The 25,997-nt window shown below is 63.7% G+C and carries 29 protein-coding genes and 2 tRNA genes; 8 read left to right on the top strand and 23 right to left on the bottom strand.

Annotated elements, in window-relative coordinates:
• Nucleotides 1-35 precede the first annotated feature (35 nt).
• Entirely contained in the window at nucleotides 36-2,420 is a 2,385-nt protein-coding gene (gene ppsA, locus J2X06_RS14705; protein ID WP_310063714.1) for a phosphoenolpyruvate synthase, read from the bottom strand.
• A 134-nt stretch (nucleotides 2,421-2,554) separates the two neighbouring features.
• On the opposite strand from ppsA, the gene ppsR reads away from it, so the two are divergent.
• The 5 genes from ppsR (at nucleotide 2,555) to J2X06_RS14680 (ending at nucleotide 5,189) form a co-directional block, all read left to right on the top strand.
• On the top strand, nucleotides 2,555-3,376 hold the full coding sequence (ppsR, locus tag J2X06_RS14700; protein ID WP_310063712.1) for a posphoenolpyruvate synthetase regulatory kinase/phosphorylase PpsR: 822 nt from the start codon (nucleotides 2,555-2,557) through the stop codon (nucleotides 3,374-3,376).
• A gap of 102 nt (nucleotides 3,377-3,478) precedes the next feature.
• Nucleotides 3,479-3,994: a DUF1249 domain-containing protein gene (locus J2X06_RS14695; RefSeq protein ID WP_310063710.1), complete on the top strand. Its 516-nt coding sequence runs from the start codon at nucleotides 3,479-3,481 to the stop codon at nucleotides 3,992-3,994.
• Between the two features lie 45 nt (nucleotides 3,995-4,039).
• Nucleotides 4,040-4,115, top strand: a tRNA-Ala gene (locus J2X06_RS14690).
• A gap of 21 nt (nucleotides 4,116-4,136) precedes the next feature.
• Nucleotides 4,137-4,212 (top strand) — tRNA-Glu (locus tag J2X06_RS14685).
• Nucleotides 4,213-4,379: 167 nt separating this feature from the next.
• Nucleotides 4,380-5,189, top strand: coding sequence for a TOBE domain-containing protein (locus J2X06_RS14680; RefSeq protein ID WP_310063709.1), 810 nt, complete (start codon nucleotides 4,380-4,382; stop codon nucleotides 5,187-5,189).
• Here the strand turns inward: J2X06_RS14680 and J2X06_RS14675 are convergent.
• Genes J2X06_RS14675 through J2X06_RS14655 form a run of 5 tightly spaced genes read right to left on the bottom strand, consistent with a single transcriptional unit; the run spans nucleotide 5,186 to nucleotide 9,157 of the window.
• Complete coding sequence (locus tag J2X06_RS14675) at nucleotides 5,186-5,830, bottom strand: ATP-binding cassette domain-containing protein (RefSeq protein ID WP_310063707.1); 645 nt, start codon at nucleotides 5,828-5,830, stop codon at nucleotides 5,186-5,188. The genes J2X06_RS14680 and J2X06_RS14675 overlap by 4 nt on opposite strands.
• Complete coding sequence (gene modB / locus J2X06_RS14670) at nucleotides 5,817-6,539, bottom strand: molybdate ABC transporter permease subunit (protein ID WP_310063705.1); 723 nt, start codon at nucleotides 6,537-6,539, stop codon at nucleotides 5,817-5,819. Before modB ends, J2X06_RS14675 begins: the two co-directional genes overlap by 14 nt.
• A 2-nt stretch (nucleotides 6,540-6,541) precedes the next feature.
• Nucleotides 6,542-7,354 carry a molybdate ABC transporter substrate-binding protein gene (gene modA / locus J2X06_RS14665; protein ID WP_310063703.1) on the bottom strand — a complete coding sequence of 271 codons (813 nt, stop codon included), beginning with the start codon at nucleotides 7,352-7,354 and terminating at the stop codon, nucleotides 6,542-6,544.
• A 54-nt stretch (nucleotides 7,355-7,408) separates the two neighbouring features.
• A complete protein-coding gene (locus tag J2X06_RS14660; protein ID WP_310063701.1) occupies nucleotides 7,409-8,356 on the bottom strand; it encodes an SDR family NAD(P)-dependent oxidoreductase in 948 nt (315 codons plus the stop codon).
• Nucleotides 8,357-8,401: 45 nt separating this feature from the next.
• Nucleotides 8,402-9,157 (bottom strand): SDR family oxidoreductase, encoded by a 756-nt coding sequence (locus J2X06_RS14655; protein WP_310063700.1) that lies wholly within the window; start codon nucleotides 9,155-9,157, stop codon nucleotides 8,402-8,404.
• Nucleotides 9,158-9,267: 110 nt separating this feature from the next.
• Between J2X06_RS14655 and J2X06_RS14650 the strand changes: the two genes are divergently transcribed.
• Nucleotides 9,268-10,197, top strand: a complete 930-nt coding sequence (locus J2X06_RS14650; protein WP_310063698.1) for a LysR family transcriptional regulator — start codon at nucleotides 9,268-9,270, stop codon at nucleotides 10,195-10,197.
• Nucleotides 10,198-10,260: 63 nt separating this feature from the next.
• On the opposite strand, the gene J2X06_RS14645 is transcribed toward J2X06_RS14650, so the two are convergent.
• The 6 genes from J2X06_RS14645 to J2X06_RS14620 form a co-directional block, all read right to left on the bottom strand.
• The gene (locus tag J2X06_RS14645; protein WP_430539604.1) at nucleotides 10,261-12,636 is read right to left on the bottom strand and encodes a heavy metal translocating P-type ATPase; all 2,376 of its coding nucleotides are present in this window, start codon (nucleotides 12,634-12,636) and stop codon (nucleotides 10,261-10,263) included.
• Nucleotides 12,633-13,034, bottom strand: coding sequence for a heavy metal-responsive transcriptional regulator (locus tag J2X06_RS14640; RefSeq protein WP_310063696.1), 402 nt, complete (start codon nucleotides 13,032-13,034; stop codon nucleotides 12,633-12,635). Before J2X06_RS14640 ends, J2X06_RS14645 begins: the two co-directional genes overlap by 4 nt.
• Before the next feature lie 93 nt (nucleotides 13,035-13,127).
• Nucleotides 13,128-14,183, bottom strand: a complete 1,056-nt coding sequence (locus J2X06_RS14635) for a copper resistance protein B (RefSeq protein ID WP_310063694.1) — start codon at nucleotides 14,181-14,183, stop codon at nucleotides 13,128-13,130.
• The gene (locus tag J2X06_RS14630) at nucleotides 14,180-15,985 is read right to left on the bottom strand and encodes a copper resistance system multicopper oxidase (RefSeq protein ID WP_310063693.1); all 1,806 of its coding nucleotides are present in this window, start codon (nucleotides 15,983-15,985) and stop codon (nucleotides 14,180-14,182) included. The genes J2X06_RS14635 and J2X06_RS14630 overlap by 4 nt, the downstream gene beginning before the upstream one ends.
• Before the next feature lie 103 nt (nucleotides 15,986-16,088).
• Nucleotides 16,089-16,520: a CopL family metal-binding regulatory protein gene (locus J2X06_RS14625; RefSeq protein WP_310063691.1), complete on the bottom strand. Its 432-nt coding sequence runs from the start codon at nucleotides 16,518-16,520 to the stop codon at nucleotides 16,089-16,091.
• Between the two features lie 59 nt (nucleotides 16,521-16,579).
• Complete coding sequence (locus J2X06_RS14620) at nucleotides 16,580-16,987, bottom strand: OsmC family protein (RefSeq protein ID WP_310063689.1); 408 nt, start codon at nucleotides 16,985-16,987, stop codon at nucleotides 16,580-16,582.
• Between the two features lie 89 nt (nucleotides 16,988-17,076).
• Between J2X06_RS14620 and J2X06_RS18085 the strand changes: the two genes are divergently transcribed.
• The gene (locus J2X06_RS18085) at nucleotides 17,077-17,370 is read left to right on the top strand and encodes a DUF3653 domain-containing protein (protein WP_430539603.1); all 294 of its coding nucleotides are present in this window, start codon (nucleotides 17,077-17,079) and stop codon (nucleotides 17,368-17,370) included.
• Between the two features lie 57 nt (nucleotides 17,371-17,427).
• On the opposite strand, the gene J2X06_RS14615 is transcribed toward J2X06_RS18085, so the two are convergent.
• From J2X06_RS14615 to J2X06_RS14605, 3 genes are all read right to left on the bottom strand, one after another.
• Nucleotides 17,428-17,919: a hypothetical protein gene (locus J2X06_RS14615; RefSeq protein ID WP_310063687.1), complete on the bottom strand. Its 492-nt coding sequence runs from the start codon at nucleotides 17,917-17,919 to the stop codon at nucleotides 17,428-17,430.
• A gap of 400 nt (nucleotides 17,920-18,319) precedes the next feature.
• The gene (locus J2X06_RS14610) at nucleotides 18,320-18,619 is read right to left on the bottom strand and encodes a hypothetical protein (RefSeq protein ID WP_310063686.1); all 300 of its coding nucleotides are present in this window, start codon (nucleotides 18,617-18,619) and stop codon (nucleotides 18,320-18,322) included.
• A 72-nt stretch (nucleotides 18,620-18,691) separates the two neighbouring features.
• Nucleotides 18,692-19,072, bottom strand: coding sequence for a hypothetical protein (locus J2X06_RS14605; RefSeq protein WP_310063685.1), 381 nt, complete (start codon nucleotides 19,070-19,072; stop codon nucleotides 18,692-18,694).
• A 553-nt stretch (nucleotides 19,073-19,625) separates the two neighbouring features.
• On the opposite strand from J2X06_RS14605, the gene J2X06_RS14600 reads away from it, so the two are divergent.
• On the top strand, nucleotides 19,626-19,949 hold the full coding sequence (locus tag J2X06_RS14600; protein ID WP_310063683.1) for a hypothetical protein: 324 nt from the start codon (nucleotides 19,626-19,628) through the stop codon (nucleotides 19,947-19,949).
• Between the two features lie 5 nt (nucleotides 19,950-19,954).
• On the opposite strand, the gene J2X06_RS14595 is transcribed toward J2X06_RS14600, so the two are convergent.
• The 8 genes from J2X06_RS14595 to J2X06_RS14560 form a co-directional block, all read right to left on the bottom strand.
• Nucleotides 19,955-20,527 (bottom strand): hypothetical protein, encoded by a 573-nt coding sequence (locus J2X06_RS14595; protein ID WP_310063681.1) that lies wholly within the window; start codon nucleotides 20,525-20,527, stop codon nucleotides 19,955-19,957.
• Between the two features lie 58 nt (nucleotides 20,528-20,585).
• Nucleotides 20,586-21,809, bottom strand: coding sequence for a zonular occludens toxin domain-containing protein (locus tag J2X06_RS14590; RefSeq protein WP_310063678.1), 1,224 nt, complete (start codon nucleotides 21,807-21,809; stop codon nucleotides 20,586-20,588).
• 4 nt (nucleotides 21,810-21,813) lie between these two features.
• A complete protein-coding gene (locus J2X06_RS14585; RefSeq protein WP_310063677.1) occupies nucleotides 21,814-22,152 on the bottom strand; it encodes a DUF2523 family protein in 339 nt (112 codons plus the stop codon).
• A 2-nt stretch (nucleotides 22,153-22,154) separates the two neighbouring features.
• Nucleotides 22,155-23,384 carry a hypothetical protein gene (locus J2X06_RS14580; RefSeq protein WP_310063675.1) on the bottom strand — a complete coding sequence of 410 codons (1,230 nt, stop codon included), beginning with the start codon at nucleotides 23,382-23,384 and terminating at the stop codon, nucleotides 22,155-22,157.
• Between the two features lie 431 nt (nucleotides 23,385-23,815).
• Nucleotides 23,816-24,019, bottom strand: a complete 204-nt coding sequence (locus J2X06_RS14575) for a major capsid protein (protein WP_310063673.1) — start codon at nucleotides 24,017-24,019, stop codon at nucleotides 23,816-23,818.
• 233 nt (nucleotides 24,020-24,252) lie between these two features.
• Entirely contained in the window at nucleotides 24,253-24,516 is a 264-nt protein-coding gene (locus J2X06_RS14570) for a single-stranded DNA-binding protein (protein WP_310063671.1), read from the bottom strand.
• A complete protein-coding gene (locus J2X06_RS14565) occupies nucleotides 24,506-25,663 on the bottom strand; it encodes a replication initiation factor domain-containing protein (RefSeq protein ID WP_310063669.1) in 1,158 nt (385 codons plus the stop codon). Before J2X06_RS14565 ends, J2X06_RS14570 begins: the two co-directional genes overlap by 11 nt.
• A partial coding sequence (locus J2X06_RS14560) for a hypothetical protein (protein ID WP_310063667.1) occupies nucleotides 25,660-25,997 on the bottom strand: 338 nt, incomplete at its 5' end. The genes J2X06_RS14565 and J2X06_RS14560, both read right to left, overlap by 4 nt.

The following is a 25,997-nucleotide window of genomic DNA, read 5'->3' as shown; positions in this document are numbered from 1 at the left end:
GCAAGCCTGGCCGCACCGGCGTTACCGGCTCGTCATCAGGCCGCCTGGGCCTTTGCCTTGGCCTTGGCCAGGCGCAGCCAGGTGTCGACGACGGTGTCGGGATTGAGAGACACCGACTCGATGCCTTGCTCCATCAGCCACACCGCCAGGTCCGGGTGGTCGCTCGGGCCCTGACCGCAGATGCCGACGTACTTGCCCTTGGCGCGTGCCGCCGAAATCGCCATCGACAGCAGCTTCTTGACCGCCGGATCGCGCTCGTCGAACAGGTGCGCGACGATGCCGGAGTCGCGATCCAGGCCCAGCGTCAGCTGGGTCAGGTCGTTGGAGCCGATCGAGAAGCCGTCGAAGATCTCCAGGAACTCGTCGGCGAGCAGCGCGTTGGACGGCACCTCGCACATCATGATGATCTTCAGGCCGTCCTTGCCCTGTTCCAGGCCGTTGCTGCGGAGGACTTCGACCACCTTGCGGCCTTCCTCGAGCGTGCGCACGAACGGGATCATCACCCAGCAGTTGGTCAGGCCCATCTGCTCGCGCACCTTCAGCACCGCGCGGCACTCCAGTGCGAAGGCGTCGGCGAAACTCGGATCGACGTAACGGCTGGCGCCGCGGAAGCCGATCATCGGGTTCTCTTCATGCGGCTCGTAGCGGCTGCCGCCGATCAGGTTGGCGTATTCGTTGGACTTGAAGTCCGACAGGCGCACGATGACCGGGTGTGGCGCGAACGAGGCGGTGATCGTGGCGATGCCCTCGGCCAGGCGGTCGACGTAGAAATCGACTGGATTGCCGTAGCCGGCGATCTTCGCGTCGATCTTCTTCTTCGTCTCGGCGTCCTGCTGCGAGTATTCGAGCAGTGCCTTGGGGTGCACGCCGATGTGGCTGGCGATGATCATCTCCAGGCGCGCCAGGCCGACGCCGGCGTTGGGCAGCATGGCGAAGTCGAACGCGCGCTCCGGGTTGGCAACGTTCATCATCACCTTGAGCGGCGCTTCCGGCATCTTGTCCAGGTCGGCCACGTTGCGCTCGAAGGGCAGGGTGCCGGCGTAGATGAAGCCGGTGTCGCCTTCGGCGCAGCTGATGGTCACTTCCTGGCCGTCCTGGATCGTGTCCAGCGCATTGCCAGTGCCGACCACGGCGGGCACGCCCAGCTCGCGGGCGATGATCGCGGCGTGGCAGGTGCGGCCACCGCGATTGGTGACGATCGCGGCGGAGCGCTTCATCACCGGCTCCCAGTCGGGATCGGTCATGTCGGCGACGAGCACGTCGCCGGGCTGCACCCGGCTCATGTCGGCGAGCGAGCGCACCACGCGGGCGACGCCGCTGCCGATCTTCTGGCCGATCGCGCGGCCTTCGCAGATGACCTCGCCGCGGCGGGTGAGCTGGTAGCGCTCGATCTGGGTGGCATGGGCGCGCGACTTCACCGTCTCCGGGCGGGCCTGCACGATGAACAGCTTGCCGCTGACGCCGTCCTTCGCCCACTCGATGTCCATCGGGCGGCCGTAGTGCTTCTCGATGACCAGCGACTGCCGGGCCAGCTCGTGCACATCGTCGTCGCTGATCGAGAACTGGTTGCGCAGATCGGCCGGGGTCTCCTCGATGCGCACGCGCTCACCGGGCTTGTCCGAATACACCATGCGCTGCTGTTTGGCACCGATGCCGCGGCGCAGGATGGCCGGCTTGTCCTGCTGCAAGGTCGGCTTGTAGACGTAGAACTCGTCCGGGTTGACCGCGCCCTGCACGACCATCTCGCCCAGCCCATAGCTGGAAGTGATGAACACCACCTCGCGGAAACCCGACTCGGTGTCGAGCGTGAACAGCACGCCGGACGAGCCGACGTTGGAACGCACCATCAACTGCACGCCGGCCGAAAGGAACACGTCCTCGTGCTTGAAGCCGTGGTGCACGCGGTAGGCGATGGCGCGGTCGTTGTAGAGGCTGGCGAACACTTCCTTGACCTTGTGCACGACGTCGTCGGCACCGGTCACGTTGAGGAAGGTTTCCTGTTGGCCGGCGAAGGACGCATCGGGCAGGTCCTCGGCGGTGGCCGAGGAACGCACCGCTACGGCCACATCGCCGCCACCGTTCTCATCGCACAACTGCTTGTAGGCAGTGCGGATGTCGGCGTCCAGTTGGGGCTGCAGCGGCGCATCGATCACCCAGCTGCGGATCTCTGCGCCCGCGGCCGTAAGCGCCGGCACGTCTTCGACATCGAGCGTCGCCAGCTTGTCGTAGATGCGCTGGTGCAGGTTGTTGTGGGCGATGAAATCCTTGAAGGCTTCCGCGGTCGTGGCGTAGCCGCCGGGCACCGATACACCGAGGCCCGCCAGGTTGCCGATCATCTCGCCAAGAGAGGAATTCTTGCCGCCGACACGGGCCAGGTCGGTCAGACGAAGCGCGTGCAACCAGAGGATGTTCTCGTTCAAGCGGGCGATCTCCAAGGGGGCGGGCGCCTGCGGGCGCTGTGATCCGGATATGATCGCCGCTGCGTCGGATGCATACAAGCTTGATTCGACGGGGTTTTTCGTATTGACCAGCGATTTTCAAGGAGTTTTGGGCCATGGCTGAAGTACGCCCGGTGTTCTACGTCTCCGACGGTACCGGTATCACCGCCGAAACCATCGGTCACAGCCTGCTGACCCAGTTCACCGAGACCCGCTTTCTTACCGACCGGATCCCCTTCGTCGACAGCGTCGAGCGGGCCCAGGAAGTGGCGGCGAAGATCCGCGCCGCCGCTGAAATCCACGGCGTGCGGCCGGTGGTGATCAATTCCTGCATGGATGGCGACGTCGGCGCCGCCCTGGCCGACAGCGGCGCGCTGATGCTGGACGTTTTTGCGCCATTCATCGAGCCGCTGGAGCGCGAACTCGGCGAATCCCGCCAGCGCCGGATCGGCCAGGCGCATGGGCTGGTCGACTTCGAGACGTATCACCGCCGCATCAACGCGATGAACTTCGCGTTGACCCACGACGACGGCCAGGCCGTGAATTACGACGATGCCGATCTGGTCTTGGTCGCCGTGTCGCGCGCCGGCAAGACGCCGACCTGCGTATACATGGCGCTGCATTACGGCATCCGTGCGGCCAACTACCCGTTGACCGAGGAAGACCTGGAGCACGATCGCCTGCCGCCGCGCCTGCGGCCCTACCGCAACAAGCTGTTCGGGCTCACCATCGATCCGGTGCGGCTGCAGCAGATCCGCCAGGAGCGGCGACCGAATTCACGCTACGCGCAACTGGATACCTGCAAGCGCGAAGTGGCGGCCGCGGAAATGATGCTCCGTGCCGAGCGCGTTCCCGTGCTCAGCACGACGAATACCTCGATCGAGGAAATCGCGAGCAAGGTGCTGACCACGCTGGGGATCCACCGCGAGATGTTCTGAAGGGCCGTTGCGGCCCCGGTCGCGGGGAACGCTTACCGTAGGCTTGCTGGGCCTGCGCGTCAACGCTGCCGCAAGGGCAGGCGGGCGTGTAGGATCGGGTCCATGACGTCCCTTGCCGCCTACGCCGCGCGCATCCCGAAGCTGAGCCGTTTCGGCTGGCTGATGGGCTTGTACGCGGAGAATCACGCGCGCCTGACCCGCCTGTTCGAACCGGCGGAGCTGGCCCCCGGTTGTTACCGTTCCTGCATCGGCGACGGCCTGGACCTGCAGCTCGACGTGATCGAGCAGCACCGCTACACCACCGAGTTGCGGCTCACCTACGTACTGCGCGATCCGCTCACCGGCGAGCCCGATCCGTCTGCGTACCTGCGGCTGTATCACGACGCGCGCCAGTTGGAGGCCACGCATTGCTACGTCGGCAGGCGCTGGCAGGACGTGATTGGCATGTATCCACCGCCGGCGGAGGTCATCGGCCACCGCATGCGCATGAATACCTTCCTCGGAAAGTGGCTCGAGTATCTAGCGGAACGGGGACATGGTGTGGCAACATTGCACTTCGTTGTCGCCAGCCACTCCGCCGGCGACCGCGACGAAAAAAATCTGGCAGCGAACGCTTGACGACATCGCTGAACGCCCGCTAGAATTTTCGTCTTTCCAGCATGTGGGGCCATAGCTCAGCTGGGAGAGCGCCTGCATGGCATGCAGGAGGTCGGCGGTTCGATCCCGCCTGGCTCCACCATCTTGCTGAAAAACCAGTTTTGTCCCCATCGTCTAGAGGCCTAGGACATTACCCTTTCACGGTAGCGACCGGGGTTCGAATCCCCGTGGGGACGCCAATTAGATCAAGCACTTAGGGCTGCCGAGAGGCGGCCCTAAGTGTTTTTGGCAATCGCTGGCGCAAGCGACATGAACTCTCCTCCAGCGCCCGTCGATCCGCGCCCAGCCGCAGCAGCCAGACACACGCAGCTCGTACACTGGCGCATCGGACCATCGAACTGGCGCCATGTCCCGTTCTGCATTTCGCATCAATAGCGCGATCACCGTCGAAAGTCGGCATGGCGCGGCTGTCGGCAAGCGCTGGATGGAGCTGTTGGCGGCGATTGGAAGCGAGCGGTCGATCACTGCGGCGGCGAAGAGCGTTGGGATGAGCTACAAGGCCGCGTGGGATGCCGTAGAGGCCATGAACAATCTCGCCGACCGCGCATTGGTGGAGCGGGCTGTGGGAGGGAAAGGGGGCGGTGGCACGCGCCTGACCGCGAATGGCGAGCGACTGGTGGCGATTTACCGCGAGGTGGAGTCGGAGAACACACGATTCCTGGAACGGTTGAACGCACGCATCGCGGGCGCGGAATCGGAACTGAAACTCATCGGGAGGCTGACCATGCTGACCAGTGCACGAAACCACCTCGCCGGGAAAGTCGTGCACATCGCGACCGGCGCGGTGAACGACGAGGTGGAGCTCGAGCTTTCGGGCGGCGATCGGGTCGTGGCCATCATCACGCACGAAAGCCTGGAGCACATGAACCTGAAGCTTGGCGACAGCGCGATCGCACTGATCAAGGCGTCGAGTGTCATTGTCGCCGGCGACGACGGCACATCGATGAAGTTGTCGGCGCGCAACCAGCTAAAAGGAACGATCACTCGCGTCGAGCCCGGCGCGGTGAATGCCGAGGTCGTCATCGCGCTGTCCGGCGGCAACTCGGTCGCGGCCATCATCACCAACACGTCCGCCAGCGAAATGAAGCTCGCCGAAGGCATGGCCGTGACGGCGATCTTCAAGGCATCGAGCGTGATCCTGGGGGTTGGCGCCTAAGGTGCCGGCTGCAGGTTTCCGCGGTCCATGGTCATCACTTGGTCGGCGAGGTATTCGACTTCGGCGCGGGCATGCGTGACGTAGAGCATGGGGACGTGCGTTTCTTCCTTGATGCGCTTGAGGAAGGGCAGGATCTGCTGCTTCAGGCGCTCGTCCAGCGACGACAGCGGCTCGTCCAGCAGAAGCAGGCGCGGCGAGTAGAGCAGGGCGCGGCCGAGCGCCACGCGCTGCCGTTCGCCGCCCGACAACAGGGCAGGACGACGGTCCAGCAGGTGCGTGATCTCCAGCAGTTCCGCGACTGCCTGCAGGTCCAGTCGCCGCATGTGCGATGCAATCCGCTCGAATCCATACAGCAGGTTGCTACGTACCGTCAGGTGCGGGAACAACTGGCCATCCTGGAACACCAGGCCGAAGTGCCGCTCCCAGGCCGGAACGATTTTGCGTTGCTCCATGTCGACCAGGACTTCGTCGCCGGCCTTGATCGTTCCGCTGCTGGGCGACAGCAGGCCGGCAATCAACAGCAGCAGCGTGCTCTTGCCCGATCCTGACGGACCGCAGATGCCAGTGACGCCGCTGCCAATCGTTGCGTTTGCCGATAGCCGGAAGTCGCCGCGTGCATAGCCCAGGTCAAAGTTCAGCATGCTGGCTCCTGTGATCCAGATAGCCCAGCTTGCGTTCCGCCCGCAGGCTGATCCAACGACTCAGCAGGAGGGCGGCGACCGCCAGCGCAATCGAAAGCAGCGACAGCCTCATCGCAGCTGCATCGCCGTCGGGCACGTGCGTCAGGCTGTATATCGCCAGCGGCAACGTGCGGGTTTCGCCGGGAATGTTGCCGACGAAGGCCATGGTCGCGCCGAACTCGCCCAGGCTGCGCGAGAAGCACAGCACGCATCCTGCAATCAGGCCTGGCACCGCCAGCGGCAGCGTCACGCTGAAGAAGACGCTCCAGGGCCGCGCGCCCAGTGTCATCGCCGCTTTCTCCAGCCTCGGATCGATCAGGCGGAAGGCCAGGCGTATCGACTGGACCATCAACGGAAACGCCATGACCGCCGACGCGAGCACGGCGCCTTTCCACGTGAACGCCACGACGATGCCGAAGGTGTCCTGCAACCAGCCGCCCAGTGGGCCTTGCGTGCCGAACAACAACAACAGCAGATAACCCGGCACCACGGGGGGAAGCACCATGGGCAACTGCACCAGTGTGTCGATCCACACCTTGCCGGCAAAGTTGCGGCGCTCCAGCAGCCAGCTCAATGCCACGCCAAACGGCAGGCACACCGCGGTCGAACACAGTGCGACCTTCGCCGACAGCGAAAGCGCGTCCCACTCTTCCGGAGACAGCCAGGCCATGGTCAACGCTTCAACCGCGTGAATCCGTAGCGGTCGAAGATGGCGGCCGCGGCCGGCGAAGTCTCGACAAAGCGCAGGAATGCCTGGGTTTCCGGGCGCGCATCTTTGACCGCCGCAAAGGGATAGACGATAGGCTTGTGGGTGTTTTGCGGGAAGCGTTGCAGGATCTCGACCTTGCTGCTGATCTTCGCGTCGGTGGAATAAACGATGCCGAGCGGACATTCGCCCCGTTCCACAAAGGCCAGCGCCGTGCGCACATCGTCCGTGCCTACGATCCGACCCTTGAGTGACGCCCACCAGCCCATGGCTTCCAGGCTCTGTTTGGCGTAGATGCCCACCGGCACCACGCCGGGTTCGCCGGTGCACAGCTTGCCGCTGAACGCGCCGGCGATGTCGAAGCTGCGCTCCATCCGGATCGGAATTCGCTTGCCCTTCGGCGCGATCAACACCAGTTCATTGCCGAGCAGATCGACCCGTGTGTCCTTCATGATCCTGCCGCGATCGTCGAGGTAATCCATCCATGTCCGATCGGCGGAAGCGAACACATCGGCGGGTGCACCGGCTTCTATCTGCTTGGCCAAGGCTGACGAAGCGGCGTAGGCGAGGCTCGGCTTGGGATGCCCGGCCTTCTCCCATTCCCTGGCAATGTCATTGAGGGCGTTGGTCAGGCTGGCTGCCGCAAACACGCGAACCGGCGCTTCGGCCAACGCGGGGCTCGACAGCGCGAATAGCGTGAGCAAAGCCAGACGAAAGAGGGCGCGCATGACGGCTGGTTCGTATGGGGGCGGCGGTATATAGCGCGTTATATAGCGCATTTTCCGGCCGCCTGTGCTCCCGCCATGTGAACCTCCAGGCAGGACGCCGCAGTGTCACGGCTCAAGTGCCCTCCCGATGGTGGCCGCATTGTCCCGGGGCATCAGCAGGTCGCCGAGGCCGATCCGGCGCAGAAACTCGGCACGGATGCGGTCTGCGACCACATTGACGACTTCGCATCCGTCGTCCGACGGATCGATGTGCACGCGGAACGGGCGGTGACCGAACGGTGCATCGACCACATCCACCATCGCCTGCGCGACGGTGGCGACGTCCGCATCCGGCGGTTCGCACGAGGCCAGGCCGTCGAGGATCTCCTGCGCGAAACTCGTCGTCGGGCCCGCCTCGTACTCGGCGGCACGCGCAACGTCCACTGGCGTCCCGGAGTGCGCGAAATGGTTGGTGCCCTTGGTGAAGGCACCCGGCACGACGATCGAGGTCTCGATGCCCCAGCGCGCCAGTTCGCCGGCATAGCTGACCGCCAGCGCATCCATGGCGGCCTTGGCCGCGAAATACGGTGCGAGGTACGGCGGCGTGCCGCCACGGTGGCTGCTGCTGCCTACCCATAGCACCAGTCCGCGTCCCTGCTTGCGCAACTGCGGCAGTGCGGCGCGGTTGACGCGCTGCGTGCCGAGTACGTTGACGTCGTACAGCTGCGCGTACTGTTCTGGCGTGAAGGCTTCCGCCGGACCGAAGACCATGTGTCCGGCGTTGTGCACCAGCACATCGATGTGGCCGTGAGCAGCCAGGATTTGCGCCACGGCGGCGTCGGCCGACGGCTGCGACTGCACGTCCAGTTCGACCGTGCGCAGGTCCACGCCATGCTGCGTGGCGTAGTCGTGCGCGGCTTCGACCTGCGGCGCGTTGCGTCCGCCGGTGTCGCGCATGCTGGCGTACACGGTGTGGCCGGCGCGGGCGAGCGCACGCGCAGCCAGCGCGCCGAAGCCGCTGGATGCGCCGGTGACGAGAATTACCTGGCGGGACTTGGTGTGATCGGATTTCATGGGAATGCTCCTGTGTCGCGAGGATGGGGCACGCGGGAGAGGGAATCAGGCGAAACCGCCGTTGACGCGCAGCACCTGCGAGTTGACCCAGGCGCCGTCCGGGCCGGCGAGGAAGGACGCTGCCGCAGCGATCTCCGACGGCCGGCCGACGCGTTGCAACGGTGCCTGTGCGGCGATCTGCTCGATCTGCTGCTGGGTCTTGCCGTTGAGGAACAGCTCGGTCGCCACCGGGCCCGGAGCGATCGCGTTGACGGTGATGCCGCGTCCGCGCAGTTCGTTGGCCAGCACGTGCACCAGGCCTTCGACGCCGGCCTTGGAGGCGATGTAGGGGCCATAGCCCGGGAACGACTTGGCGATCACGCTGGTCGACAGGGCGATGATCCGGCCGCCTTCACCCAAGTGCTTCGCCGCCTGCGCCAGGACGAGGAACGTGCCGCGCAGGTTGGTGGCGATGACGCGGTCGAACTCGTCGAGGCTGGCCTCGGCGATCGGCGTCGTCGGCATGACGCCTGCACTGTTGACCACCACGTCGATGCGGCCATAGGTGTCACGAGCGCTGGAGAACAGGCGTGAGACGTCCTCGGGCTGGCTGACGTCGCCCTGGATGGCTACGGCCGTGCCGCCGGCGGCCACGATCCCGTCGACCGTGGTCTGCGCCTGCGCGGCGTTGCCGGCGTAGTTGACGACGACGGCGAAGCCATCGGCGGCGAGGCGGTTGGCGATGGCCTGGCCGATGCCGCGCGAGGCACCGGTGACGATGGCGACCTTGGAGGTCGTGTCGGACTGGGCTGTGGTGTTCATGGAGAGGCTCCTGTGGTGGCGTCGGGGGAGGGGATGCGCCGGGTTCGGGAGCATTCTTGGTGTTGTGACTGTTCGGATAAAGCTGCTAAAACTGGCAACTGAATTCAAAAATGGTCAACAATAGAAAGGTGGATCGTTTCGAGTCCCTGCAGCTGTTCACCCGCATCGTCGAGCTGGGCAGCTTCACGCGAGCCGCTGGCGCCTTGGGCATCCCGCGTGCCACCGCCACCCACGCGGTAAAGGAGCTGGAGGCGCGCCTGGGGACACGCCTGCTCGAACGGACCACCCGCCAGGTGCACCCCACGCTCGACGGCCAGGCCTTCTACGAACGCTGCGTGCACCTGCTCGCCGATCTCGACGACGCCGAGTCCTCGCTGCGCAATGTCGCCACCAATCCGCGCGGAACGTTGCGACTGGACCTGCACGGCACCCACGCGACGCGGATCGTGCTGCCGCGCATCGACGAATTCCGCGGCCGCTATCCGCAGATCGACCTGGTGATCAGCAGCGGCGACCGGCTGGTCGATCTCGTGCGCGAGGGCATCGATTGCGTCGTGCGTGCGGGCACGCCCAAGGATTCGTCACTGATGGCGCGACGACTGGCGGTGATGCCGGAGGTGATCTGCGCCAGTCCGCAATACCTGCAGCGATTCGGCATGCCGCAGCATCCCGACGCACTACCGGCGCACCAGGCAGTGGGGTTTTTCTCCAGCAGTCACGACCGCAGTTATCCGTTCGAGCTGGTCGTCGATGGCCAGGTGCGCGAGTTCGCACCCGGTGGCTGGATCAGCGTCAACGACGCCGAAAGCTACGTGACCTGCGCGCTGCGTGGTTGCGGCCTGATCCAGTTGCCGCGCTTCCACGTTGAAGATGAGCTGCGCGATGGTCGCCTGGTCGAGGTCCTGGCGGACTGGCCCGGCACCGGCATGCCGGTGTCGGCGATGTATCCGCAGCATCGCCAGTTGTCGCCACGCGTGCGGGTCTTCATCGACTGGATCGCCGGCGTTTACCAGGAACGCTTCGGGACACCGGCGGAGTAGCGTCAACGTATCCGCCGATGTTCACAACGCATCCGCCCCGGCGTGCCGCGGCGGATGCGCGAATCAGCCCAGCCGCACCTTGCCCAGGCGCAATGCGTTGGCCACGACCGAGACCGAGCTCAGGCTCATGGCCAGTGCGGCGATCATCGGGCTGAGCAGCAGACCCGTCAGCGGATACAGCACGCCCGCGGCGATCGGCACGCCCAGCGCGTTGTACAGGAAGGCGAACGCCAGGTTCTGCTTCATGTTGGAGACGGTCGCGGTGGAGACGGCGCGGGCGCGCACAATGCCGCGCAGATCGCCCTTGACCAGCGTGACCTGCGCGCTGGACATCGCCACGTCGGTGCCGGTGCCCATGGCGATTCCGATGTCCGCGCCGGCGAGGGCAGGGGCGTCGTTGATGCCGTCGCCGGCCATCGCCACCCGATGGCCTTGCGAGCGCAGGCGTTGCACCAGCTCTACCTTGTCCCTGGGACGCACCTCGCCGTGCACCTCATCGATGCCCAGCTGGCGTGCCACGGAATGTGCCGTGGCGGTGCCGTCGCCGGTGGCCATGACGATCCTCAGGCCGGCCTGGTGCAGGGCGCGAATCGCATCGAAGGTGGTGGGCTTGATGGGATCGGCCACCGCGATCAATCCGGCCAGCCTGCCATCGATCGCGACCAGCACCACGCTGGCGCCGTCCTGCCTGAGGCGTTCGGCTTCCGCGGCGACGGGCGTCGGGTCGATGCCGGTTTCCTGCATCAACTCCGCGTTGCCGATGGCGATGCTGCGCCGGAACACTCGCCCACGGATGCCGATGCCGGTCGCGGATTCGAAGCTCTCGGCCGCCTGCAAGGGCAGGTTGCGGCGGCGTGCTTCGCCAACGATGGCATCAGCCAGCGGGTGCTCGCTTCCCCGTTCGAGACTGGCGGCCAGTTGCAGCACTTCCTCGGCGCTGAAGCCGGCGACCGGAACCAGCGTGCGGAATGCAGGACGTCCTTCGGTCAATGTGCCGGTCTTGTCGACGATCAACGTGTCGATGCGCCTGAAATTCTCGATCGCCCCGGCATCGCGGAACAGCACGCCGGCCTGCGCGGCGCGACCGGTCGCGACCATCACCGACATCGGCGTGGCCAGTCCCAGTGCGCACGGGCAGGCGATGATCAACACCGATACGGCGTTGAGCACGGCATAGGTCCAGGACGGGTCCGGACCGAACAGGCCCCAGACGACGAACGTCGTCGCCGCCACGGCCAGCACCGCCAGCACGAACCAGAACGCGACCTTGTCGGCCATGCGCTGCATCGGCGCGCGCGAGCGTTGCGCCTGCGCGACCAGCTGGACGATCTGCGCAAGCACGGTCGCGTAGCCTACTTTCTCGGCGCGCATCACCAGGCTGCCGGTGCCGTTGAGCGTGGCGCCGAACACCTTCGCGCCCACGGTCTTGCCGACCGGCATCGCTTCGCCGGTCAGCATCGATTCGTCGATGCTGGAATGGCCATCGATAACTTCGCCATCGACGGGAACCTTCTCGCCCGGCCGCACGCGCAGGCGGTCGCCGACATGCACATGATCCAGCGCGATGTCCTCCTCGGTGCCGTCGTCGCGCAGGCGGCGCGCGGTCTTCGGTGCCAGGCCCAGCAGCGCCTTGATCGCGGCCGAGGTCTTTGAGCGGGCGCGCAGTTCCAGCAACTGCCCCAGCAACGTGAGCGAGACGATCACCGCGGCGGCCTCGAAGTAGACGCCGACGCGGCCGTGTTCGCGGAACGAATCCGGGAACAGTCCGGGCGCGACGGTCGCCACAACGCTATAGCCGAACGCCGCCGCCACGCCGATGCCGATCAGCGTCCACATGTTGGGGCTGCGGTTGTGGATCGATTGCAGGCAGCGCTCGAAGAACGGCGCGCCGGCCCACACGACGACCGGGGTCGCCAACGCGAATTCGACCCAGGTCCTGGTCGATGCCGTCAGCCCTGGAACGCGGTGGCCCATCATCGCCAGTGCCATGACCGCCACGCTCAGTGGCAACGTCCACCAGAAGCGCCGGCCGAAGTCGCGCAGCTCGGGATTGTCCTCGTCCTCCAGGCTCGGCATTTCCGGTTCCAATGCCATGCCGCAGATCGGACAGGTGCCCGGGTGATCCTGGCGGATCTCCGGGTGCATCGGGCAGGTGTAGAAGGTGCCTGCGGCAGCGGGCTCGGGCTCGCTGCGCGGCGACAGGTATTTGGCAGGATCAGCGATGAACCGCTCGCGACAACGCGCGGAGCAGAAGTAGTAGGTGGTGCCCTCGTGGTCGGCACGATGCGCGGACGTCGCCGGATCGACCTCCATCCCGCACACCGGATCGATGACGGTGGCTGTGTGCATCGTTGCCGTCTTGCCGGCGCAGCATGCTGCGGAGCCGTGCGGTTTATTGGGCTGCACATGTCCGGTAGGCGCGTGATCGTGCGGCTTCATGCCTCCTCCTCGTTCGCCAGTGCGGCGAGGATAGGGCAGCGATCCAGTTGGCCGTGCCCCGGGCACGACGCCACCAGTGTCTGCAGCCCGTCGCGGATGCGGGTGAGTTCGCCCAGGCGGTGCTCGACGTCGGCCAGCTTCTCAGCTGCAGCGGCCTTGAGACCAGCCATGTCCTGCTCACGACGTCCGGACAGCGCCAGCAGTTCCTGGATTTCGTTGAGGGTAAAGCCCAGCGACTTGGCGCGCCGGATGAAGCGCAGACGTTCGACGTCCTGCTCCTCGTAGAGCCGGTAACCCGACGGCTGCCGCGCCGGGCTGCGCAGCAGGCCATGGCGCTCGTAGTAGCGAACGGTGTCGATGGCGACACCGGCGCGTTTTGCGATTTGACCGATCTGCATTGCGTTCGATCCCGGGGAGATGAAGGCAGTCTGCGCCTTGGACCATGGTCCAGAGTCAAGCCTTGCGAGCCATCCATGGCTCACCGGGGCCGTTCAGAACCAGACGCGCACACCGGCCACCCAACGCGTGTCGCGGGTGTCTTCGCCTTCGTCGGTCCTGAAATCGGCGGTGTCGCCGAAGCTGCGTTCATGGACCACGCCGATGTATGGCGCGAAGCGGCGGGTGAACTCGTAGCGAAGCCGCAGGCCCGCCTCGACCGTGCTCAGGCCCGAGCCGATCCCTCGCTGCGGATCATCCTTGCCGTACACATCGACCTCGACCAGCGGCTGCAGGATCAGCCGGTTGGTGAGCAGCAGTTCGTACTCGGCTTCCAGGTTCAACGCGGTGCGCCCGGATTCGCCCACGTACGCCGTGGCCTGCACCTCGAACTTGTATGGCGCCAGTCCCTGCACGCCGAACGCGGCCCAGGTCTGGGAGTCGCCGGGCTTGAAGTCGTGCTTGATGCCTGCGACCACATCCCACCAGGGCGACACGCTGCGCCCGTACAGCGCTTCGAGATCGGCCGACTCGGTGTGGCTGTCGACGCGCTCCCCCTCGGAGCGAAGCCACAGGCGATTGAGGTCCGAGCCGACCCAGCCCTGTGCTTCCCAAGCCTGGCCGCTGCCATGATCGGCATCCCACCCTTCGAGTCGATTGAAGGCGAGATACGTGTTGAGTTCCTTCGCATGCTGCATGTGGTGCTGCAGCGGCGGAAATGCGGCCTGGCGATCGGCGTCCGTGACGGGCGGAATCGGTGTTTTTGGTTGCGTGGAGGGCAGCATCTGATGGCCCATGGCGGAATGGTCCATCGAGCCGTGATCCATGGAGCCATGGTCCATCGAACCGTGGTCCATCGATCCATGGTCCTGCGCTTCGCCGCTATCGTCCTTGTCGGTCGCGGTTTCGTGCCCCTCGTGCCCCGAATGCTCGTCGCCGGTCTTCTCTGGCGGCGGTGTGTGTTGGGTGTGCGTTGAATGGTCCTGCTGCCCGGAAACCGGTGCGGGCGCACCGTGCTGGGAGTGGTCCTGTGCAAGGACGTTGCCGTGCATCGCCAGGCCGACAGCCAGTGCCAGCCCGCCGAGCGGAATCGATCGAAGGAGCGTGCTCATTCCTCGACCCTCACTTCCCGCATCATGCCGGCTTCCATGTGGTAGAGCAGGTGGCAGTGGAACGCCCATCGGCCCAGCGCATCGGCGCGGACACGGTAGCTGCGCTTTGTTCCGGGCGGCATGTCGACGGTGTGTTTGCGCAGATGGAACTGGCCGTGATCGTCCTCGACGTCGCTCCACATACCATGCAGGTGGATCGGATGGGTCATCATCGTGTCGTTGACCAGCACGATGCGCATGCGTTCGCCGTAATTGAGGCGTAGCGGTTCGGCGTCCATGAATTTCTGCCCGTTGAACGACCAGGCGAACTTCTCCATGTGGCCGGTCAGGTGCAACTCGATTTCGCGGCTGGGCTCGCGGCCGTCGGGATCCTCGAACAGGCTCTTCATCGCGCCATACGTGAGCACGGTACGGCCGTTGCCGCGCAGGCCGATACCCGGATCGTCCAGCTTGGGACTGACGGAACTGGCCTGCATGTCGACGAGCGGATTATTCGTTTCGCTCGCGGGATGGCCCTGTGCGCCACTGCCATGGTCCATGCCGGCCATGTTCGCGCCACAACCGCCCTCCATGCCTTTCATGCCCATGCTGGCGCCACACCCGCCTTCCATCCCCTTCATTGCGGACATGTCGTGGCCACCGTGGCCCATTCCGCCATGGCCCATGTCGTCCATGGTGAGGATCGGCCGCGGGTCGGCCGCGGGCAGGGGCGCTTCGAGGCCCTGGCGTACCGCCAGCGTCCCGCGCGCATGGCCGGTGCGGCCCATGTCCTGCGCGAAGATGGTGTAGGCGTCCTGCCCGGAAGGTTCGACGATCACGTCGAAGGTCTCCGCCACCGCGATACGGAACTCGTCCACCGTCACCGGATGGATGTACTGGCCGTCGGCGGCCACCACGGTCATCTTCAAGCCCGGAATGCGCACGTCGAAGTACGTCATCGCCGAGCCGTTGATGAAGCGCAGCAACACCTTCTCGCCGCTGCGGAACAGGCCGGTCCAGTTGCCGGCCGGCGCCGTGCCGTTCATCAGGTAGGTGTAGGTGTGCGCGTTGATGTCGGAGAGGTCGGTGGGCGTCATCCGCATCCGGCCCCACATGCCACGGTCCTGCAAGGTTGCCGACAGGCCGTCGCGTTGCGCGTCGTGGACGAAGTCGCCGACGGTGCGCTTGTAGGTGTTGTCGTGCTCCGACATCTTCTTCATGCGACGGAACAACGCGGCCGGATCCATATCGGTCCAATCCGACAGCAACACCACGTGCTCGCGGTCATAACGATAGGGCGCAGGCTCGCGCGGATCGATCACGATTGCACCGTACAGTCCGGCCTGTTCCTGGAACAGCGAATGGCTGTGGTACCAGTACGTGCCGGATTGCCGGATGTCGAAGCGATAGGTGAAGGTTTCACCGGGATGGATGCCGTCGAAACTCAGGCCCGGCACACCGTCCATGTTGGCCGGCAACACGATGCCGTGCCAATGCACCGAGCTCGGCACGCCGAGACGGTTGGCGACACGCAGCGTGACTGTGTCGCCTTCGCGCCAGCGCAGCACCGGCGCGGGCAACGAGCCGTTGACGGTCACGGCCGGCCGCGTATGACCGGTGAAATTGACCGGCGAGGTACCGATGGACAGGTCGAACTGGGTTCCGGTCAGCGTCTGCGGCGAAGTGGCCAAACCGTTGCTGGCGAAGGCGGGCACTCGCCAAAGACCGGCGCCTGCGGCGACACCGCCGACGGCAAGGCCGGTGACGAAGCGGCGGCGCGACGGTTCGAAACCATCTGCTCGCCGGAAAAAATCGGAAGACATGCATGACTCCATGGTGCGCGGATGGATTGCGCGGTGGGGCACGGAGAGCGGCGGCGCCTTGCGCGGCCGAAGCTCCGACGGATGACGCGTCGCGACGCGACGATCAGCCGATCGGAGGTCTGATCAGGTTCGCCAAGGCCGGCGCCGCGTGCCCGGCAGGGATGCGTCGCGTGCTCGGAGCATTCAGCCGTTCCGGGATCGGCGGCATCAGGTCCAGCATCGCCAACGAAGCGTGCTGGAGGCAGTCGCAGGAACACACCGTCTGGCAATCGTCTGGCGACCCGTTCTGCGATGCGGCCGAGCCGGACTGGACGGTCTCGTGCGACATCGCCGGTGCAGCTTCCTTCCCAACAGCCACCTGCGAATGGCAAGGCGCCGGGGCGTCATGCACAACCTCGGCGGCCAGTCGATGTACCTGTTCAGCAGTCGCGATGTGCTTCAGCTGCATCTGCGTGGCCGCGACCGCATAGCCCGATCCATTGAGGACCAGGGTCACGCAAAGCAGCAGGCGAAGCAGGAAGGCGGGCAGGGACATCGTGCGCCTACTTTACCGCGCGGCTGTTGGGCCATGCGAGACGTGGCCCGCGGCACGGTTCATCCAGCCAGTTCAGAGGCGATCCGGATCTCGCCGGTCAGCGCCTTGTGCATCGGACAGGCATTGGCGATCTGAAGCAGGCGCTGGCGCTGAGTTTCGTCGAGTTCGCCCCGCAACGAGATCCGGCGGGTGATTTCGGTACCCGCGGCGGGCACTCCATCGGGGTTGTACTGAAGTTCGACCTCGACGCCCGACAGCGGCCACTGCTTGCGTGCCGCGTACATCTGCAGCGTTATCACGGTGCATGCGCCCAGACTCGACAGCAGCAATTGCGACGGCGTCGGCCCGGTATCGCCGCCACCCAATTCGGCAGGTTCGTCGCCGGACCAGCGATGGCCTCGTTCATCGACCAGGGCAACGGAGAAGGGCGCGGAGCCGCTAAAGGCGCGGACGGTGGGGATGTCCATCGGGTTCTCGTTCAAGGTGTCAACGCAGGGGGAGCATTCCGAGAGTGTAGATTCCGGCGCTACGGGACCGGCAATGTAATTTACATAATATGCATTATGCGAAGTGGTGGGATGGGTGGCACGCGCCCTGCGTCAGCTCCTGTCCTGCCTCACGGAACGGTCCGATGAACCGTCCGCCCTGCTGGTCTGAGGGCCAGCGTTGCCCGAACGACTGCGCTGCACAGGAATACCGCCGCAACGTCTACAACGAAACGCCGCTCCATGGACCGTGGAGCGGCTGGCGCATGGCTGGCCAACGGCTCGTATCACCGAATGGCGACTGGATCGCGCCCCATCAGCTGGACCGCTGGCTGTGGCGGCACGGTCGGATATTCGAGCGATGAACGCCTGAACTAAGCCGAGCCGCGAAGCGGCTTCGGCTTGAGTGAATTGTTAGGCCGCTACCGACCGGTCCTGGAATGCTTTGGACATGGTGCCGGTGGAGGCCTGATCTGATTGATCTCTTCTAGCCCATAGGAGAACGCGTCCTCTAGCTGCAGCTTGCCGCGGAGCACGGCCTCTAGGTTATCGGCAGTCTCACGGTCGAACTCGCCCCAGAGAGGCAGGATATTGCCCGCGTTGCCATTGAAACGTGCCGAATTGGCCGGAAGAAAGCCGACATAGTACTTCCCGACCTCAAGGCGTGACCCGCAACAGTAGAAGGTGGAGTAGCGGACCTCTTGAGCTGTGGTCTTGCCACGGACATCGGCCAGGACCTTGATGGTTCCAATTACCTGAGTGTCCTTCCCTGCGCGCGCATCAGTAAGTCGAAAGACAAAGACATTGCGAGCGGTACGCGCTTGCGCTGTATCGAGGCCCGAAAAGGCGCACTCGCAGGCCTGTGCGGCGCCAGCGAGCAGGAGGCTCACAATCAGAGCTACGACCTTTTCCATGAGGCCTAACGCCTGAACTAAGCCGAGCCGCGAAGCGGCTTCGGCTTGAATGAATTGTTAGGCCGCGTGCCGCCTGGCAAGGACCCGATTGACGATAAGCGTAACGACACCTAATGCGGGCAGCAACGCGAGCCACCAGTAGGACAGTAATACGGACGAGGCGGAGCAGGCTGGTGAAGGGCTACTTGCGCAATGAGCGAAGTGCCACGTCATAAGCCGAGGAAGCCCGGATGAAAGGGCTGCACCAGATGCGACGTACAACAGAGTGAATATCGCGAGGGGTCTGATAAGCCTGAGCATGGGGAAGCCTCAATCCAACTGCTTGAACGCCGATTAGCGGCCTAACGCCTGAATTAAGCCGAGCCGCGAAGCGGCTTCGGCTTGAATGTTAGGCCTCAGCCTACTCGACGGAGATGGGTATTTGTTTCTCAAGCCCAGCCTCCTCCACGAACGTTAGTACCCAATCCAGATGCGGCTGCTCGAAGGACAAGTACTCGCCATTGCGAAGCGTGAGCACCACACAACCATAGTGCGGCTGGAATATTTCTTTGACCTGGCCCGAGGTAATCAAGGTCTTGGCTTGCTCAAGCGGAATGAGCTCGACAGGAATGACTGGTGCGATGCTCTGGGCTGGTGCCGAGCTACACGCGCAAACGGCTAGCGAGACAACAAACACACAAATGGCGAGAAATTTTGTCATGAGGCCTAACGCCTGAATTAAGCCGAGCCGCGAAGCGGCTTCGGCTTGAATGAATTGTTAGGACCGCATTCGTCAGTTAGTTGGTACTGTCGCCGATACATCATCAATGCGGACCTCCCAAGCCCCCCTATCAAAGTCCACTTTTGACTGTGGCTTGTATGTGTGACCTTTTTCGAAATTGTACGGAACTGTTATAGGGGCAGCATTGACCAAGTACATCGACTTGAAAAATGTAATGGAGTGAAGGCCCGGCGTTAGCCGGTACTCGCTTACCCAGCCTAGCGCACGATGCTTGCCATCAATGTGGCTGATACCAACTTGTTCGTCATCTGAAAGTAGAACGGCTGCTTCCTCACGAGGAAGGTCTGCGGCGCCTTGTGTGTAAAGAATCTTGTTGGCGCAACCAGACAAGAATGCAGCTAGTAGAAAGAAAGAAGTTATGCGCATCAGCATCCTGCGTGTCTCCATGTGGTCCTAACTACCTAATAGACGGACCCGTGGGTCCGGTTTTACCTCCAGCGCCACACCCCACCGAATGGGCTGCAACCCCCTGATTCTGCTTGAGCTTAGGGAAGCTGGGTCCGGCTAACAAGCCGACGTATAACCGGATCCAGAGGGATGAGGCGAATTGGCTGCACTACCCTCGCCCAACGAGGACCGCCGCTATGCATTATGCGAAATGAAACGACGCGTCCGGTTGGCACGCGCCCTGCAACGGTTCGTGTCCTTCATCAAGGATCGATGCCATGGACCGTCCCCCGTGCTGGCCTGAGGGCCAGCCCTGTCCGAACGCTTGCGCCGCAAGGCTCCACCAGCAAACCGTCTACAACCACGTGACGCTCAACGGCCCATGGACGGGCTGGCGGCTTGCCGGTGCACGTCTCATTTCGCCTCACCGCGACTGGATCGCGCCGCACGTACTGGATCGCTGGATGTATCAGCACGGCCGGCTCTTTACCCTATCTGGCGAGAAGCAATACGCTTCGCACAGGACATAGGGGGCGACATGGGAAAGACCGGCTGGCAAGTAGCAACCTTTCTCTCCGTGGCGCTTGCCGCGCTCTGCGCAGCTGCAGCGTGGCACAGCAAACAGTCCCTTGCCGTCGCAAACGCCGAAATCCGACGGATGCAGAACGTCGAACCGCAGATCACCCCCGAGGCGATGCCGGTCCCCATGGGGTCCGGCAATGTCGCAGCTAACGCATTCCGCGCCCAGGTCATGGCGGACAACCACATCATCATGCAGAAGCGACCAAAGACCAGCCGGTGCATCGGCGGTGAGCTTCTGCTTCTCGTCGAAGGCGAATGGCGTAACAACGGCCCGTGCTAAAGCGGTCAACCAGAAGAACTGGCGGGCTGTGTCGCCGGATGCTGCGGGCGTGTGTCGGCGCGAACTGTTCCCGCATCCGCGACTTTGACGCCGACGACCCGCAGCATGTGGAAATCAGCGCCTAGCTTGGCACACGCGACAGTAAACGCAGTTCGGGGGGGCATCGGTCCAGCGGGAACGTTGCACGTCAACTTGTCACACATTTTTCTAACGACATCTGACGAGAACGTCAGCTTCTCTGTGCGGGAGTTGCGATCCGATATATGGTGAGCAAATTCGTTGCGAATCCTGCTGATTTCCACAAGATCTTTCTTCGCCTGATTGTCAACCATTTTTAGTAGGTGCACTAGTTTGATCTTGGCTCCGAATGAAGAAAGAGCCCCTCCCTGACTAGAGCTAAAGAGCTGGTTCCACGTTTCGTCGCTCGCGTCAAAGTATGACTTTAGTGATTGCGTGATCTCGTCTTCAACCCATGCAGCGCCAACGATAGCTGCTGTCCGATCTGATTCGCTTTTCAACTCATCGCCGATAAGTTTGATGCGCTTTTGCCACTCTTCATTGAAACTGGCTTCTGACATGGGGCGCGCCTTTGGTTGGACTGCGAGCAGCGTATCAAACAGTTTTCATAAACAGCAGTTACCGAGGGGCGGATTCGCCGCCCCCGTACCCGATCGCACCGTAACCGCTCACCTGTCCGCCTGCGATGACGCTACCGGGTGACACAGCGGCCGCAGGCGCGGCCATAGCCGTAGGGGGCGCGCCCCCTACACCCGCAGCAGGCCCCATCGTGGATTGCGAGCCACGCTCGCGATACGGGTTATACGGCGCACCCTGCCGCGCGATCATGCGGCACTCGGCGTCGGTGACCTTGTAAGGCGTGCCCTGCTCCGTCCTGCACGAACAGCTTTCCTCGCGATGCGCGCCGCTCACGTCCTCGCCTGCGCCCGCCTGCATGCAGATCAGTTGCGGGTCACTGGTGGCGCTACGGTCATCGAATACCGGCGCTGTCCACGGTGCCGTTGAAATCCTCGGCTTGTGCGCGGTGATGTAGTCGTCAACGGTGGCATATTTCGGGGCCGATGCACGGTCACCCGGTACAGCTTGCGATGGATCGGCTGCCGCCGATTCCATCGCGGCGCCTGCGCCGGTGTTGTCCTGGGCGTCGGCATCCGGTTTGAGCCACGAGAACACGCCCCACCCCATCGCGATTACAGCGAGGATCATCACCGGGACCGCGTACACCTGAAGCGGGATCTTCGCTTTCATCGTGTGTTCGCTGGCCGACTTGTACGTGCCGAACACCTGCTTAGGCAGGGACACGGTCGAACGCATGCCGGCCTCACGACGGGCTGGGTTCTTCACTTCGTCTTGCAGTTCTTCCCACTTGAACACATCGACAAAAGATGTGTTGTAGCGGCGCACGTAGTGCCGATGTTCCGCGATCAGCGGACGCGCGAACGGGAACAATTGGCTGGGCCCTTGCGTGGTCCAGACCATATCAATGCCACGGTGACGATGCTCGGCGAGTGCCAAAACGTGTGCCGGATTTTGCTGGCGCGCCGCGTTCTGCAAATGGCCAAACCACTTCCACGCTTCGTCGACGTACCACTTCGCGCCGTTGCGCAGCACGTGCGCATGGGGCTCCGGGTGCTTGTCGCAATTGCACTCAGGCGGGCCGGCCGGGTCGATATCGTTCCACGTGGTGGGATCGTCCAGCACGGTGGCAAGCCCCGGCTGAAGGCCGTCGATACCGCTGGCAACAATCGGCCGCTCGGCCTTTTGCACGTCCGCCATGAGATCGACCATGAGGAACGCGGTCTTTCCGTTGCCGGGCTTGCCGGTGCGCACTTCGATAGGCATGGGATTAGGCCGGTTGCTTTGCGAGGAAGACTTTGGCGCCCTTAATTGTCCAGGCGGCGGCATAGGCGGACAGCATCATCGAAACAGCTTGATCGAAACGCAGCACGCCGAGCCACTGAACCATGAGCGTGCCGTATTCGCCGCCAATGCCGTTGAGCGTTGCCATGTGGTCTCGAATGAAATCCATCGCCGGAGCGACCGCGAATTTATTGGTCGCCCACGTGAACCCGAAGAACGCCAGCGCCTTGACGATGAAAGCGCCAATCTTCGCCATGAGCATGATGCGCATGACGTTCACCAACAGAGCTACCAGCGCACCACCCGCGATAATTGGTAATGGCATGTTTAAGCCTCCGTCACAGTGCGCAGGCACCACAGGCCCGCACCGAGCAGCACGAACCACCCGAGAATGTTTGCAATGCCACAGGCCGCCGCGTTGCGACCGTCGCCGCCTAGGTCATACGTGCGACCGTAGACCGTGACCACCGGCAGCGCCGGACAGCTACGCCCGAACCCGAAGCCGGTCATATCCCAGCCGGACCCGCCGCCTGCATCGAATTCATGGATGACCGACGACGCCGGAGCTTCGCCGGAACCATCGCCGAGGAAATCGCTGTCTTGAATCGGGCCATCGCCCTCACCGGGACAAATCTGCGCACGCAGCGCTTTGAGCTTCAGCACTTCCGGGCTTTTCGGCGGCCCGGTGACGGTGAAGTCGGACGCGCAACTTTCGATGTTGCCGGTAGACGTAACCGCATTGCCGGACTCGACGGCGCAGCGTGTCGCCCACGTCTGCAGCACGATGTTAGCCAGCAGCGGATCGCCCTCCACCATGGGTTTGTTTGCTTCCTCGCAGTTCCCGCCCCCGGTGACTTTGCCGGGTTGCTCTTTGTCGTCGTCGCCACTCTCCGAGCCGTCGTCTTTCTCGCCGTCATTCGTCGGACCTGAATTCGTACCGTTCGTGGTGACGTAGTTCGTCGTGGTCGTCGTGACCGTTCGCGGCGTGCTGCCCGGGTTAGTGATCGTCGTCGTCTGAGTTTTCGAATCACCGTTTTTGGTCAGGGTGTCGCCGTTCGGAAGCGTGAGATTCGGCGGAATCTCGGTCGGGCCGGGGTCGCGCTTCTGCTTCACGTTGTCGGAATTCTTTTCGCCGGTTTCGCCCGCCGTCCAACAGGTCTGTTTGCCGTTGCTCGACGTGTAGCACTGCTCGCCGTTGGTTTTCTGGCAGAACTTCTGGCCGCTGCCGTAGCTCACGCATTCCTGCGGGTCGTTTTTCGTGACCTCAGTCGGCGGCGCAGGCGGCGGCGGACTGGTAGCCGGGCAGACGCCGGTCCACGCGTAGTTGCCCGTGCAGATGCCATCCGTGCAGACGGTTGGGCCGTTGCCTTTCAGTTCGAACTTGCAGCCGGAAATGCAGCGCGACGTAAACGCGCGCGAGATGGGGCCAGCCTTGCTGAACCCGGGATCATTGTTTCGAGCTAGACAATCATCGTCTGACGGCTTGCACTGATTCAGCGTCGAATCCCAACCGTTCGGACAGCCCGCATTCGTCGTATAGCTGAGTTCGTGAATCATGTAGCCGCTGGGCCACGTAGGCGCGCTGCCGCACTGCAAAACGCGTGCGCCGTTCTTACCATCTGCGCCGAAGATATCGCCTCGGATGTATTTCAACGGGCCCGCGCAAGACGAGCCGGTGTCACCCGTAGGGTTTCCCACCGCAAGCTGCGCGACGCCATGGGCCGGGGTTTGACAAACAAACGTGTTTGCACTTGTGGGAACACACCCCGGGACGGCTGGATATGCGTCCGCGCGCCCAATGCCGAACCACGACAGCGCAACGAACAGACACAGAGTTGTCCAGGCGCGCATTAGTCCTCACCCCCAAACAGGATGGCGAGCGCGAGCAGCCACGTAATCAACCAGAGCCAACCTTCCACGACGCCACCTCCGTTAGAAAAAGGGGGCAGGCACCTAAGCACCGGCCCCCGGCTTTACCACCGGCTTGATTAGGCCGCGCCGCGGATGCGCTTCCAGATCTTGATGGTGATGGCGACCAGCAGAGCCGCACCGCCCAGCAGACCGATCGGCACGAGCATGCCTTCCAGCTCGGTCACGGCTTCCGTCACATCGACGGCGGCGCTGGCGTTCATGGCGACCAGCGAGAAGGCCGAAGCGACAGCGACGGCCAGAGCGTTCTTGCGTGCGTTCATTGCGTTTTCCTTTTCAGATTGAGGGATGGTCTAAACCGCGACCTTGCGGAGCCGCCGGAAACACCACGCCAGCACGAGAACCAAGGCCATCTTTCCTCCAATGGCTTGAGCCTCGGCCGTAGACAGCGGCGGCAAGCCTGTCTGTGCGAGTTCGTAATGAGGGGCCGAACACGTCCGCGTTACCGTGTCGAAATCGGCGGCGTTGCAGACCTGGACGTATTCGGCGGCCACGATTAGGCGGCCTTAGCAGCGGTGGCCGGTTCCTGTTCCAGCGACAGGCGGCCCAGAACGAGGTTGCCGAACTTGTCAGTACCGAAGCTCGACGGCGACAGGCGATACCAGCCGGCGGGTTTCTCGTGGCCGACCTCGACGTTCACCTTGAACGGCAGCGGGAAATCGCCACCGGTATGCAACGCGGCTTGCTGCTCGCCGTAGGTCTTGCCGTTGTTGCCGGCACGATGGTTCGTGGACTTGTTGCTCTTGATTTCAACGCGCATGACACAGTTCTCCGTCATTGAGGGGTTTGGCTACCTGCTGACGCTCGACGCGCATTGCATCCAGCACTGACAGGTAACCGTCTTGGCCTAGGTATTGCCATGACCAATCCGGCAGGCCGGGCCGGGTCACGTTGATGAGGAAGCTGCCTAGCGCTTCGTCATCGGGGAAGGTTTGCTTGAGGAAGTTGAGCGTCTTGCCGTACTGGCGACGCAGATGCTTAAGCGCGCCATGAATGTTCGCGGCGGCCTGCTCTTTCGTGAGGTCAAGGCGGCGCAACGTTTCACTGATGAACGACAGAGCCCTATAGGCACCGCGCATGAATTCGGCGGGTGCGGTGAGCATGTCTAGGTCAAGCTCGCGACGGGAAGAAGCCTTGAATTGCGCTTCCCATCGGACCCACACGGAGGATTCGTCGCCCTGCTCTTTTCCCTTCTCGTACACACGGAGAAACTTCTCCGAAGCGCGCGAGCCGATGTAGATGGTGTCGCCCTTGAGGCCCTTCGCGTGGTTCACGCTTTCGAGGTCCGGGGTCTGTCCGCGCGCATCGAACTTGCCCGACTGCCACAGCTTCACCGCATGGGCGAGGTTGTACGTCCCGGCGAAATCATCGAACGCGATATCCACGCGGGAGAGACGGCCGGCTACGCTTGCGAGCTTTGCTCGCAAACTCGACCACCGCTCCGCATGGTCGCTTTCCGCTGCGCCTTCAAAGAGGCGGCAGCCCTTACCGGTAAGTTCAACTCTAGCTGTAGGGGTTCCGTCCTGGCGCATTGTGTGCGGTCCGCCGAATTCGATCTGGCCGACCTTTTCGCCGCTGGCGCTGATGAGGTGATGACGCCATTTGTAGAACGTGCCTTTGCGCTGCTCTTTGCAGAGGTGCAAGTCGGTGCCGGCGAAGATGGACGAGAAGACGCACGCGGCGACTTGCTGCGTTTGGAAGCCGTAGCCGTTGAGGTCATTGAAAATCTCCCACGTCTTGAGGTGGCCTTGATGGGCCAGCACTTCGGCCAGATCGACCGAGCCAGCCATCCAGTCAACGACGACCGTCGTCAGGGGTTGGAGTTGGGCGCTACCTGAAAGACTGACTCCCCTGTTAGTAGTGGGGAGTCCAGCCACGGCGAAAGCGACGAGCGGCCGGGCGCTCATGCAGCCGCCCTCGCCTGCCGGATCGCGCGGAGGCGCAGGCGGCGGCGGTGGCAGCGCAACAGGTCACCAACGCGCCACCAATCGATCCCAGCGGCCCACACAGCCACGAGCAGGAGCAGCACGAGTTGGCCGAGGACCTCACCGGCCGCGTTCCACTCAGCGGCGCTGACGACGTAACAGGACGGGCTCATGCCGCGTCCCTCAAGTCGTCGCGACGCCAGCGGCCTTCGTGCCGGTGGAGCTGCTGTCCGATCTGATTCGCTTTTCAACTCATCGCCGATAAGTTTGATGCGCTTTTGCCACTCTTCATTGAAACTGGCTTCTGACATGGGGC

Origin of the sequence: Lysobacter niastensis, assembly GCF_031457115.1 — a bacterium.
GTDB lineage: Bacteria > Pseudomonadota > Gammaproteobacteria > Xanthomonadales > Xanthomonadaceae > Lysobacter_J > Lysobacter_J niastensis_A.
The sequence above is the reverse complement of the archived record's forward strand: the minus strand, read 5'-3'. Positions and strand labels throughout refer to the sequence as shown.

Coding starts and splice junctions, on each gene's coding strand:
- ppsR (WP_310063712.1), top strand. CDS start 2,555: ATGGCTGAAGTACGCCCGGTGTTCTACGTCTCCGACGGTACCGGTATC.
- J2X06_RS14695 (WP_310063710.1), top strand. CDS start 3,479: ATGACGTCCCTTGCCGCCTACGCCGCGCGCATCCCGAAGCTGAGCCGT.
- J2X06_RS14680 (WP_310063709.1), top strand. CDS start 4,380: ATGTCCCGTTCTGCATTTCGCATCAATAGCGCGATCACCGTCGAAAGT.
- J2X06_RS14675 (WP_310063707.1), bottom strand. CDS start 5,830: ATGCTGAACTTTGACCTGGGCTATGCACGCGGCGACTTCCGGCTATCG.
- modB (WP_310063705.1), bottom strand. CDS start 6,539: ATGGCCTGGCTGTCTCCGGAAGAGTGGGACGCGCTTTCGCTGTCGGCG.
- modA (WP_310063703.1), bottom strand. CDS start 7,354: ATGCGCTATATAACGCGCTATATACCGCCGCCCCCATACGAACCAGCC.
- J2X06_RS14660 (WP_310063701.1), bottom strand. CDS start 8,356: ATGAAATCCGATCACACCAAGTCCCGCCAGGTAATTCTCGTCACCGGC.
- J2X06_RS14655 (WP_310063700.1), bottom strand. CDS start 9,157: ATGAACACCACAGCCCAGTCCGACACGACCTCCAAGGTCGCCATCGTC.
- J2X06_RS14650 (WP_310063698.1), top strand. CDS start 9,268: ATGGTCAACAATAGAAAGGTGGATCGTTTCGAGTCCCTGCAGCTGTTC.
- J2X06_RS14645 (WP_430539604.1), bottom strand. CDS start 12,636: ATGAAGCCGCACGATCACGCGCCTACCGGACATGTGCAGCCCAATAAA.
- J2X06_RS14640 (WP_310063696.1), bottom strand. CDS start 13,034: ATGCAGATCGGTCAAATCGCAAAACGCGCCGGTGTCGCCATCGACACC.
- J2X06_RS14635 (WP_310063694.1), bottom strand. CDS start 14,183: ATGAGCACGCTCCTTCGATCGATTCCGCTCGGCGGGCTGGCACTGGCT.
- J2X06_RS14630 (WP_310063693.1), bottom strand. CDS start 15,985: ATGTCTTCCGATTTTTTCCGGCGAGCAGATGGTTTCGAACCGTCGCGC.
- J2X06_RS14625 (WP_310063691.1), bottom strand. CDS start 16,520: ATGTCCCTGCCCGCCTTCCTGCTTCGCCTGCTGCTTTGCGTGACCCTG.
- J2X06_RS14620 (WP_310063689.1), bottom strand. CDS start 16,987: ATGGACATCCCCACCGTCCGCGCCTTTAGCGGCTCCGCGCCCTTCTCC.
- J2X06_RS18085 (WP_430539603.1), top strand. CDS start 17,077: ATGCATTATGCGAAGTGGTGGGATGGGTGGCACGCGCCCTGCGTCAGC.
- J2X06_RS14615 (WP_310063687.1), bottom strand. CDS start 17,919: ATGGAAAAGGTCGTAGCTCTGATTGTGAGCCTCCTGCTCGCTGGCGCC.
- J2X06_RS14610 (WP_310063686.1), bottom strand. CDS start 18,619: ATGACAAAATTTCTCGCCATTTGTGTGTTTGTTGTCTCGCTAGCCGTT.
- J2X06_RS14605 (WP_310063685.1), bottom strand. CDS start 19,072: ATGCTGATGCGCATAACTTCTTTCTTTCTACTAGCTGCATTCTTGTCT.
- J2X06_RS14600 (WP_310063683.1), top strand. CDS start 19,626: ATGGGAAAGACCGGCTGGCAAGTAGCAACCTTTCTCTCCGTGGCGCTT.
- J2X06_RS14595 (WP_310063681.1), bottom strand. CDS start 20,527: ATGTCAGAAGCCAGTTTCAATGAAGAGTGGCAAAAGCGCATCAAACTT.
- J2X06_RS14590 (WP_310063678.1), bottom strand. CDS start 21,809: ATGCCTATCGAAGTGCGCACCGGCAAGCCCGGCAACGGAAAGACCGCG.
- J2X06_RS14585 (WP_310063677.1), bottom strand. CDS start 22,152: ATGCCATTACCAATTATCGCGGGTGGTGCGCTGGTAGCTCTGTTGGTG.
- J2X06_RS14580 (WP_310063675.1), bottom strand. CDS start 23,384: ATGATTCACGAACTCAGCTATACGACGAATGCGGGCTGTCCGAACGGT.
- J2X06_RS14575 (WP_310063673.1), bottom strand. CDS start 24,019: ATGAACGCACGCAAGAACGCTCTGGCCGTCGCTGTCGCTTCGGCCTTC.
- J2X06_RS14570 (WP_310063671.1), bottom strand. CDS start 24,516: ATGCGCGTTGAAATCAAGAGCAACAAGTCCACGAACCATCGTGCCGGC.
- J2X06_RS14565 (WP_310063669.1), bottom strand. CDS start 25,663: ATGAGCGCCCGGCCGCTCGTCGCTTTCGCCGTGGCTGGACTCCCCACT.